Source organism: Haliscomenobacter sp. (assembly GCF_040403615.1).
Taxonomy (GTDB): Bacteria; Bacteroidota; Bacteroidia; order Chitinophagales; family Saprospiraceae; genus Haliscomenobacter.
On record NZ_JBBAKG010000138.1, the window covers coordinates 2,429 to 13,313 of the forward strand.

The window sequence follows — 10,885 nt, forward strand, 5'->3', positions numbered from 1 at the left end:
GTGATCTGGCAAATAGGCAGTGGATTGACACTTACCAAGATGTGGTTGGAAACCGCGTCTCCACATGCATTTGTGTTGGTGACAAAGTAATCACCCGCAGTTGTAACGGTTATGCTTGGGGTGGTTGCGCCGGTACTCCAGGTACCACCACTATTGCCAGAAAGAACAACACTGGTTCCTGCGCAGATCGCAGTAGAACCTCTCGCAGTAAGGACCGAAGCAACTGGAAGGCTATTGTTGCTGATTGTTTTACTGCAAATGCTGGTACAGCCGCCGACATTGGTCACCGTGACCGTATACGTAGTTGCCGTAAGTGCTAAAATACAACTGGTCGTCGCGCCGGTACTCCACAAATAGCCTGCCGCCCCTGCGGGTACACACAGTTGTGTAGATTGGTCTGGGCAAATGGCATTGTTGCCCATGATCTGGCAGGTTGCCTCTTGACCTACTGTAACCGTCTTACTGCAAATACTCTTACAGCCATTTGCATCGGTTACCGTAACCGTATACGTTCCGGTAGCATTCACGGTGAGGCAACTGGTGGATGCACTCGTACTCCACAAATAAGTAGAGCCTCCACTGGCGCACAGTTCGGCAGATTGGCCAAAACAAACAGTTTCGACACCAGTGATCAGGCAAATGGGCAGCGGATTGATGCTTACCAGAATGTGGTTGGAAACCGCATCTCCACAGGTATTGGTATTGGTGACGTAGTAGTCACCCGCAGTTGTTACGGTTATGCTTGGGGTAGTTGCGCCAGTATTCCAGGTTCCGCCAGTATTGCCTGAAAGGACAACACTGGTCCCTGCACAGATCGCAGTGGCGCCGCCTGCTGTAAGGACGGAAGCAACCGGAGCAGGACTGGTACCGATTGTTTTACTGCAAATGCTGGTACAGCCGCCGACATTGGTCACCGTGACCGTATAGGTAGTTGCCGTAAGTGCGAAAATGCAACTGGTCGTCGCGCCGGTACTCCACAAATAGCCTACCGCCCCTGCGGGTACACACAACTGCGTAGATTGGCCTGTACAAATGGCGTCGTTGCCCGTGATTTGGCAGGTGGTCTCCTGACCAACCGTGACTGTCTTACTGCAAGTACTCTTACAACCATTTGCATCGGTGACCGTAACTGTGTATGTTCCGGTAGCATTCACGGTGATGCAACTGGTGGATGCACCCGTACTCCACAAATAGGTAGAGCCTCCACTGGCACACAGTTCGGTAGATAACCCTGGACAAATAGCATCGCTACCCGTGATCTGACAAATGGGCAGCGGATTGACATTGACCAGGATATGATTGGAAACTGCATCTCCACAAGTATTGGTATTGGTGACATAGTAGTCGCCCGCAGTTGTAACAGTTATGGTTGGGGTGGTTGCGCCGGTACTCCAGGTTCCGCCACTATTGCCTGAAAGGACAACACTTGACCCTGTACAGAAAGTAGTGGCGCCTCCCGCTGTAATGACTGAAGCAATCGGAAGGGGACTGGGGCTAATTATTTTGTCGCAAATGCTGGTACAGCCATTTGCATCGGTAACCATAACGGTATACGTTCCGGTAGCATTCACGGTAATGCAACTAATTGATGCACCCGTGCTCCACAAATAGGTAGAGCCACCACTGGCACATAGTTCGGCAGGTTGCCCAGGACAGATGGTTTCGACACCAGTGATTTGACAAATGGGCAGTGGATTGATGCTTATCAGAATGTGATTGGAAACCGCATCTCCACAAGTATTCGTGTTGGTGACATAATAGTCGCCAGCGGTTGTAACAGTTATGGTTGGGGTGGTTGCGCCGGTACTCCAGGTTCCACCACTATTGCCAGAAAGAACAAGACTGGATCCTGCACAAATGGCAGTAGCACCACCTCCAGAAGTAATGACGGAAGCAGTAGGTAAGGGATTGATGCTGATGATGAGGTGATTGGAAACCACATCTCCGCATGCATTGGTATTGGTGACAGAGTAGTCGCCAGCGGTTGTAACGGTTATGGTTGGGCTTGTTGCGCCAGTACTCCAGGTGCCGCCAATATTGCCAGAAAGAACAAGACTGGATCCTGCACAGATCGCGGTATTTCCAGAAGTAATAACCGATGCAGTAGGGAGGGGGTTGACAATTACAGTAATGTGGTTAGATGTTGCACTTTGGCAAAGTCCAGAATTGGTAACAAAATAATCGCCACCTGTGGTTACCGTGATGGAAGCTGCCTTACTGCCATTGCTCCAGGTACCAAATTTATTCCCCGAAAGAACTACACTTCCACCGGCACAAAATGTAGTTGTACCGGCTGCTGAAATAACTGAGGCGGAAGCTCCTGCGCCAGTAACAGCATTATTGCTCATGGAAATGGCGCCTTCCCGAGACAGTCCCCTACCATCTAAAGAAGAACCCTCTAATAGGTTAATGGCGCCGTTGGCAACCACAGTACCTACGAAGGTAGCCCCTTGACCGAGCGCAAATGCTCCGTTTACTTGCCAGTATACGTTGCACAATGAGGCAGAATTGGTGAGGATTACTCTCGAAAGGGTACTGGTTGATAAAGCACCATCTATTTGAAAGATAAATATGGCTCCAGGATCACCTTGTCCATCTAGAATCAGGTCACCAGTTAGGGTTGAAGCAGCACCCAGGCAATAAATTTTCGGGGTAAGCATTTGACCACCGCCTAGCGTTGTGCCAATCACACTGTTGCAAGTGAGGCCAACCAATTGACTGTAGGCAAGACCTACATCGGTAGCAGCTTGTGCTGAAACAGCGTCTGCGGTGTGGATTTGCCCAATTACTGTACCGGGGGGGAAGTCAGTGAAGGCACCAACATTGGTACCAATATCTCCTTTCACGATTGAGCTACCACCATTGCTGAATGCACCAACTGCAGTAAACAGCGTAAAGCTGCCGGACGTTCCAAGGTTGGGTGCTTGTCCAAAAGCAATCATCGGCAATAAAAAGAAAACAAGAGATCTAAATGCGGGTTGTATTTGTGTTTTCAAAATAAGTATTTTACAGTGTGAGAAAATCTTTGATCTACAATAGTGAGGTATTTAAACACCATATGTGTTACACTATTCTGATCAAAAGTTACATAGTTCTCACATTTCAAAAATTGGCCGTTATATTAAAAAAAGTGATGACTTTGATTCTATTTTTTATGAAAATGGACTTCGGGGAAAAGACTTCGAGTGACTGCCCAGTATTGTAGGCAGCCACTCCGAAATCCAATTGCTTATGAATACTAAAATTTAAACTCTTAGTTGTGTGGTATGATGTCGATGATTACTGTCCGGTTGTAGAAGCGTTCTTCTGGGTAATTGTTTTCAAACGGAGATACCGTCTGGTCTTCGCCAGAGCCAATGACTTCAAACTTCACATCGCTCCGTCCAGCTTTGTTCAATCCATTTTCAAGAATGGACTTCACATCGTTGGCGCGGGCCAAGGAAAGTCTTTGGTTGTAAGCTTCATCCCCAATGATGTCGGTGTGGCCATGTACAATTACCGTTCCTCCTTGAGGAATTTTTGGAATGACCACCTCCGTGAGGTATTTTTCATAAATCGCAATTGCTTTTGATTCATTGAATTCGTAAATGACGCTGAATCTCATGCCTTCTTCATTTTGGGGCGGCGTCCAAAGTGCCATATCTACTGAGGTTTCCTTTTTCACAGTTTTTCCGGTCCAAGTTTTTCCAATCATGGTTATCGCATAGTGGCCACTGGGGCGAGTACCGAGAATGGCCTTTCCGGGCAGACTCACATTCTCCTGAGTATACGGGCCAAAGGATTGCATTTTTCCTTTGTCGTCCAGGATCTGCAAAGACCAGGAAGAGAAGGCTTCTTTTGCACCTTTGACATAGAAAGATACGTAGCTCTCAAAAGGAGCTTCCTGTACACCAATTACTTCTACCGGCTTAAAGAAGACCTCAGGTCCGGTTTGAAACTCCATCAATAACTCTGGAGAAGTACTTTCGATGGATACTCTTCGGTCACCTTCCCGCAGTAATTCAAGCTCACGGGTTCCCCCGGGTTGTTCGGAAGGTATGTTGGGTTTGTTCCGGCCTTCAATGCTGATTCTGGATTCATTGATGCGGAAAATATTCACCAGGTAGTTTTGAACGGATATGGCTATTGCCCGGCCATCTTCGGGGCCTTTTTCGGATGAACCGACCAACACAATGCTGGTGCCTGGATTTTTGCCCATCCGGTCGCCGAGAATATTGAGCACATTGTAGTACACGGTCATGCTGCGATCAGACCTTCCAGAGAGTTTTTTGGGGGCAAATTGCTCCAATTGATTCTCTTTAAAATCTTTTACCTGATCTCTATCCAACAATACATAGCGGTTGGGAATTTCAGTAGAACCCAGGTTGAAAAATACGTAATTCCGCAATGGAAAGGTTTCTCTAACCCTGCGCTGAACCGGGATGTTGCGCGGTGAGGTGACATAAAATTGCACCTCAGGAATAATAGTAACTGCGTTTTCGACCATGGGGGCATTCGCTGTTGGGGTTGCTTCCACTTTTTGGCCATGGCCAAACTTAAGTGCGGCGCCAACGCGCAAGGTCGTGATGTTCCAGGTTTCGATGGAACGAGGCGACTGGCCAAAATAGGGTTGAAAAGAGACAAATGGAGAAAATACCGTTTGCATTGGTTGATTGGGAGAACTCAGCGGGATATCAAATCCTGCTCCAATTTGCATCGAAATCAGGGTCGCTTTGACTTCGCTCAAGTCCCCTTTCACATCCGGCGTAGCTTCCTGATTCGGAAATGCCGGATTGATGCCCAGTTTGTAGGTAAAGCTTTTTTCCACGTTAAAGGCCATACGTGGCCCACCGTACAAGTAAAAACCAGAGTGGAACGGTGCAACCCGCAAACTGGGTTCTACGGTGATGTAACTCAACTTGGCGGCCAGGTCAGCAGGGCAATTGCAGGGCGTAAGCTCCTGTTTGTACTCACTGTGGCGATTGTCGTAACCAACTTGTAGCATCACGCCCAAGCCGGTATTGGGATTGACAAACTCCAGCAGCGGCGCAACAAAAAGTCCAACCCCATTGCCTTTTGTAAAGGATATTGGAGCCGTAAAATCCGCATTTAACTGTTGGGTAGAGCCACGGTAAAAATTAAAATTCGCGCCTCCGGCAGCACCAAACCAAAAGGATGGCTTAGAATAGGCATCCTCTTGGGCTTGAAGCGGCAATTGGACAGCAATCAAAAGTAACGCACTGATGATTAGGCTTTTCATGGCCCAGCCACAAGCAGTCCACTCCGTGCGTGACGCTTTATTTGTATTTGAATTGACTTGCATTTGTTTTGTTTTAAGGCTTATTGATCAACAAGCCAGGGGATTTAAATTACCTTAAGTACAAAGTTCCATTTGTAATTGTACCCCATTGGCGTGCCAGCAACGTTCATTGCACCGGTAGTAATGGTTGCTGTGTAAGCAGTGTTGGACAACAGGTTTGTACTGGGGGTGAAATAGGCTGTTGAACCAATGTAGGTAACTGCTCCCGCTACGGGGGTAGTTCCCTGAGTTACCCGAAATGTCAATGGAGTAAGGGTCAGCGGGTTCATGGGTACGCTGAATGTAGCCGTAACTACCTTGTTTGGTTCAACACCAGTCACATTGTTGGCTGGATCTGTACCAATTACTGTAGGCGAAAAGTTGATGCCCGTGGTGAATCTCCAGACACGCTCTGATTGTAAGGCATTGCCTTTTGCAGATTTCACTCCGGTTTTTATCCTGGCAACATAGGTTTTATTGGGACTAAGTGCAGCCGAAGGCGTAAAGGAAACCGTGGTATCCACATACGAAACAAGGCCACTAACGGCCACTCCACTGGTGTCTTGCAAGGTGAAAGTTGCAGTAGTGAAAGTTGCCGGGTTCATCTTTTCGTTGAAAGTCGCTTTGATGATGCTGTTTAAGGTGATTCCAGTTGCGCCATCTATCGGATTGGTAGACACTACCGTTGGACACAATCCGATGACTTCAACGTAGTCATCTTTTTGGCAGCTTGCAAACAGCAAAACCGATGCAAGGGCAAGGGTTGAGAATAGATTGTACTTTTTCAATGGTTTGGATTTAGTCGAAGTGAAGCTAAATTACAGTGTTCGATGAAGGCTGAATGGGTAAAAAACGGTTACTATCATTACCGCCATTGGCCGCGTACCCAGTAGTTTCCTCTTGGATTGGTGTTCCAATGCCCAGGTACAAAGGAGCGACCTCTGCTTGGTATCTGCCAAGCGCCATTCCGTTGGACATAATTGCGTGATCGGTTGTTCCAACCCCATTCGCCACCAGTCCAAACGTGCGCATTGCTCGGTTGATTTGGGCGGACGCCATCAATGTAGTTGGGTCTCACTGCAACATAGCCAGGGGCACAACTATTAAAAATAAAAGCCATACATAAAATGCATGCTAAAAAGAAAATCTTTTTCATTGGTTTACTTTTTTAAGGTAGTCAAATAATTGTTGGAGAAGAACGGAGAAGCTTTTCATCCATCCTTCACCAATCTATGCACTCAATTATCGCTTATGGTCAGTTCATTTTCTACCGACCACACGCCTGGTGCGTTCCAGGCAATGCGCCCAGCTTCATCTTTTTGGTACAATGAGTGAACGGTGCCATTGAGCGTTACCCGATTGCCCGTGACCTGAACCTTGATGTGCTGATCGTCGATGGACCAATTGCGGGCCAATGCGCGCTCGATGCCATTCTTTTCGATGCCATCGTGTGCGGCGGTATTGATGGTGATGTTGTCGATGATGCCTCTGATGCCTGGAAGGTTGCGGATGGCTTTCTTGGCAGCCTCTCTCTGGTAATTCCATTGCACGCCGCCGTGAAGGGAAACCCAACCGTCTTCTACTTTGATTTTGATATCGTCTCCTGGCACTTCCCAGTTCCACTTGAAAGCATTCAGAACATCTTTGGCTATTTCATTGTCGTCTTTCTTCAAACTGTGGCCAAACTGAATTTCGATTTTTTCAACGACGGCCTTTACGCCAGACACGTTTTTGGCCGCTTCTTCGGCTTCTAATTTTTTTGCATAACTGTCTACGCTTCCGGTCAGGGTAACCACGCCGTCTTTGGCAGTTACGCCAATTTCTGCGGCTTTAAATAAGGGTTCCCATTTGATGGCATCAAGAACATCTCTTTGCAAATCTTCGTTATTTTTCATGGTGAGGCTTTTTGTTTTGCGAATACATTTTCACAACACAAAGGTGAGCCATACTGAATCAGGAAGTGTTACACAAATCTTTAGATAAGTTGCATTATTCACATGTTTAGAAGCAACTGAACTATTCATTGAGTTGACTAGTTCAGCTTTACCTTCCTCATCCGCTTGATCACTTTCACCAATTCATACCAGATTACGCTGAGTACCCCTACCCCACTGGCAATCAGCAATTGATTCAAATTCAACTGTTCAAACCCAAAGAATTTTGACAAGAATGGCACAAAAAGGATCAATCCGGAAAGCGATAAGGTGATGCCAATGATCACCAATACCAGGTTGTTTTTGTATTTCAGGGTTGTGATGATCGAATAATAAAAAGAGCGGTTTACCAGGGTCAGGATAATATTGGCGGCAATCAGCACTGCAAAAACCATAGTGCGGGTAAGCGCTTCATCATAGCCTTCATACACAGCGTATTGGTAGGTACCCAAAGTCCCCATGGTGATCACCAATCCTTGGATAATACTGGTGGTCAGCTCTTTCCAATTGAAAAACGTATTGGTCGGCGTACGGGGTGGCAATTGCATGGTGTTCTTTTCCATTGGCTCGTTCTCGTAAATGATCGAGCAGGTAGGGCCCATCACCAATTCCAAAAAAATGATGTGAACAGGCGAAAAAATATTGGGGTAAATCCAGCCCAAGGCCAGTGGTACAAACACGGTCAGAATGATCGGAATGTGAATGGAGATGATGTATTGAATGGCTTTTTTGAGGTTGGCGTAGATTTTTCTGCCCATGGCTACGGCATCCACCATTCTGGATAGATCGTCGTCGATCAAAATCAAGGACGCAGCCTGCTTGGCAATTTCTGTTCCTTTTTTTCCCATGGCGATGCCGATGTGCGCAGCTTTCAGGGCCGGACCATCATTGACGCCGTCGCCTGTCATGGCTACCACCTGGTTTTTTGCTTTAAGTGCATTGATAATTTTGAGTTTCGCTTCTGGAAACATGCGGGTGAAGACCTGAATGTCCATTACCTGTTCTTGCAAATCCGCATCAGAGAGCTTCATGAGCTCATCCCCCGTCATGCTTTTTTCATGCCCCTTGAAGCCTATTTGCTGGGCAATCGCACTGGTTGTAGCCGCATTGTCTCCTGTAACAATCTTCACTGCGATGCCAGCTTTGTAAAAATCTTTAAAAACCGCCTGGATGTTGTGCTTGGGTGGATCGTAAAAAGCAACCAGCCCTTTGAAATGGAAATGAAATTCCTGCTGCTTTTCGGGAAAATGAACTCCTTCAAACTCAGCTTCAGCCACGGCCAACAAGCGATAGCCATCGGCGGCCAGGGCATTCACGGCAGTTTCAATGAGGTGATGTTCCTCTGCCGACAAGTTGGAAACCTCCATCAGTGCTTCGGGCGCCCCCTTGGCCGCAATGATCCGTTTTCCTTGTTCATTTTCAAACAAGTGCGTCATCATAGGTGGTTTTCCCCCCAAAGGATATTCGTGGATCATTTTGTATTGGGCTCTTTCATCAGTAGCTGTAGCCGAGGTATAGGCATCGTGCAGCGCCACCTCCATGGGGTCAAACGGAATGGGTTCGCTGGCCCACATGGCCGTGCAGACGAGCGCTTTTTCTTCGTCGCTGAGGTTTTTGTGCTCTAGGGTCGAGGTTTGGTGGGTAGCCAACACAAACAACTTGGCCAAACTCATTTTGTTTTCGGTGATGGTGCCGGTTTTATCCGTGCAGATAACAGTAGCGCTCCCAAGGGTTTCTACGGTTTTCATCTGCTTGACTACAATGCCCATTTTCATCAGGCGCCAGGCACCCAGGGCCATAAAAGTGGTAAACGCTACCGGAATTTCTTCGGGCATTATACTCATGGCCAGCGTGAGTGCCTTGAGTAGACTGTCTAGCAGATTTTGAGAATGACTGTAGTTGATCCCCCAAACAATGCAAAAGACCACTGCCCCTACGATCACCATTTTGGTCACAAAATTGCCGATTTGCAATTCCAGCGGAGTTTTTTCCTCCTTGATGCTTTCCAGGCTTTTGCCAATTTTCCCGATTTTGGTTTCATTGCCTATCGCAGTAATGGTCGCAATAGCCAGACCACTCACTACCTGTGTACCCCGGTAGATGAAATGGTCTTCTACCGTCTTGTCTTTTTCCACCGAAAATGATTCCCCGGTCAAGATGGATTCGTTGACTGCAAAATCGTTGGAATGCACTATTGTACCATCGGCAGGAACGGCGGTGCCTTCTTCGACCATGAGACTGTCTCCTACTACCAGTTCGTCACTGGGAATTTCTATAATTTCGCCATCTCGAATCACCTTACAGTTGGGTTGGGTAAAGTTTTTGAGTTTCTCCAGGGCATTCCTGCTGCGAGAATCCTGATACAATGAGATGGCAGCTTCAAATAATATGGCAAATGAAAGAAAAATTCCATCCCCTATTTTTCTGCTGATAAAATAAATGGAAGCCGCCACAAACAACAAAATGACCATGGGCTCTTGAGCCACTTTTTTCAAGGCATTGAAAAATCCGCTGTCTTTTTTAAAAGCCAGGCGGTTGTATCCATATTTTTCGCGGGCCTTTTCTACTTCTGGGAGGCTCAGCCCCTTGATTCCAAAATTGTTACCAGTCATATCCGCAAGCTTTTTTATAAATATACGAAAGCCCGCGCCAAATGGCAACGGGCTTCCTGCTCTAGGGATTAATTGTATCTATAGTGCAAATAGAGTTGAGACAATTGATTTACAAAAGGATCGACAAACCGACATACAAAGAATAAGTTTTGACTTTCGTTTTGTCCAGCAGGTAATAAGAATCAGTAGAAATGGTGTTGCTTCTGTCGCTGATGTCGAACAAACCTTCTACACCACGGAATCCGATACCCAGCCTGGAAGTATGTGCTGAGTTTAGTCCAAAATCAAGTCCCGCGCCGTAAGCAAAACCAAGGTCTCCTTTTTTGACTGCCAGAACCGCCGATGGATTATCGTTACCATTGTTTTTGGTAAAGATAGTGCTGCCTGTGCTGATTCCAATTTGGGGTCCACCCACAATGTTAAAGTTTACCACTTTCGATTTTCCTGTATTCAGCGAAAGCAGAACAGGAATGTTGACGTATTTCAATTTGATTTGGCGTTCAACATCCACATCAGTGTATTTCTGGGCAATGGCGCTGTACAATACTTCTCCCTGTATGCCAACGTGATCGGTAAAATTGATCCCTAGGATGGCACCAAAACCGTTGCCGTTGGTATAGTCTCCCAGTTTATTGCCATTGCCTGGCGTAAATACCTTGAAGTTAGAAAAGGTAGGCATGTAGCGCAACCCAAACTCTACCGATTGAGCGGCTGTTTTGCCTGCTCCCATTAATAGCATTGCTGCGATGGTGATACAGGTTAGTACTTTATTGCGAAAATTATTCATATCAATTTCATTTAAGGTGAGTGATGGTACAAAGGTGAGCCATTTCCAAGCCACATGCGTTACACAATTCCGATCAATATTTACAGCATTCACACATGGTTTTTTTTAAATAAAAACCTGTGAATGATGCAATTAATATCCAAAATGATGTAAGAGTTGTCTTTGGCAAAAGCAGCATCTTTGTAGAAATTCACCCTTTAAATCTAAAAATCATGGGAAATTTGCTGTATACGGTAGCCGTTATATTGGTTATCGCCTGGGCCATAGGGTTCAT

The 10,885-nt window shown here is 46.5% G+C and carries 7 protein-coding genes; all 7 read right to left on the minus strand.

What is annotated here, in order from left to right; all coding sequences use genetic code 11:
* Positions 1–2,996, minus strand: a 2,996-nt coding sequence (locus tag ABW391_RS26085) for an ice-binding family protein (RefSeq protein WP_353484845.1), incomplete at its 3' end; no start/stop codon positions are given.
* A 257-nt stretch (positions 2,997–3,253) separates the two neighbouring features.
* Positions 3,254–5,302, minus strand: coding sequence for an OmpA family protein (locus tag ABW391_RS26090; RefSeq protein ID WP_353484846.1), 2,049 nt, complete (start codon positions 5,300–5,302; stop codon positions 3,254–3,256).
* A 41-nt stretch (positions 5,303–5,343) separates the two neighbouring features.
* A complete protein-coding gene (locus ABW391_RS26095) occupies positions 5,344–6,066 on the minus strand; it encodes an Ig-like domain-containing domain (protein ID WP_353484847.1) in 723 nt (240 codons plus the stop codon).
* A gap of 77 nt (positions 6,067–6,143) precedes the next feature.
* Positions 6,144–6,434 carry a hypothetical protein gene (locus tag ABW391_RS26100; protein ID WP_353484848.1) on the minus strand — a complete coding sequence of 97 codons (291 nt, stop codon included), beginning with the start codon at positions 6,432–6,434 and terminating at the stop codon, positions 6,144–6,146.
* A gap of 82 nt (positions 6,435–6,516) precedes the next feature.
* A complete protein-coding gene (locus tag ABW391_RS26105; protein ID WP_353484849.1) occupies positions 6,517–7,173 on the minus strand; it encodes a BON domain-containing protein in 657 nt (218 codons plus the stop codon).
* Between the two features lie 137 nt (positions 7,174–7,310).
* A complete protein-coding gene (locus tag ABW391_RS26110; protein ID WP_353484850.1) occupies positions 7,311–9,824 on the minus strand; it encodes a cation-translocating P-type ATPase in 2,514 nt (837 codons plus the stop codon).
* A 109-nt stretch (positions 9,825–9,933) separates the two neighbouring features.
* The gene (locus ABW391_RS26115; protein ID WP_353484851.1) at positions 9,934–10,611 is read right to left on the minus strand and encodes a porin family protein; all 678 of its coding nucleotides are present in this window, start codon (positions 10,609–10,611) and stop codon (positions 9,934–9,936) included.
* Positions 10,612–10,885: the final 274 nt, after the last annotated feature.

What these genes read in the sequence shown, in the direction of transcription:
- ABW391_RS26090 (WP_353484846.1), bottom strand. Translation starts at nt 5,302, where the DNA reads ATGCAAGTCAATTCAAATACAAATAAAGCGTCACGCACGGAGTGGACT.
- ABW391_RS26115 (WP_353484851.1), bottom strand. Translation starts at nt 10,611, where the DNA reads ATGAATAATTTTCGCAATAAAGTACTAACCTGTATCACCATCGCAGCA.
- ABW391_RS26105 (WP_353484849.1), bottom strand. Translation starts at nt 7,173, where the DNA reads ATGAAAAATAACGAAGATTTGCAAAGAGATGTTCTTGATGCCATCAAA.
- ABW391_RS26100 (WP_353484848.1), bottom strand. Translation starts at nt 6,434, where the DNA reads ATGAAAAAGATTTTCTTTTTAGCATGCATTTTATGTATGGCTTTTATT.
- ABW391_RS26110 (WP_353484850.1), bottom strand. Translation starts at nt 9,824, where the DNA reads ATGACTGGTAACAATTTTGGAATCAAGGGGCTGAGCCTCCCAGAAGTA.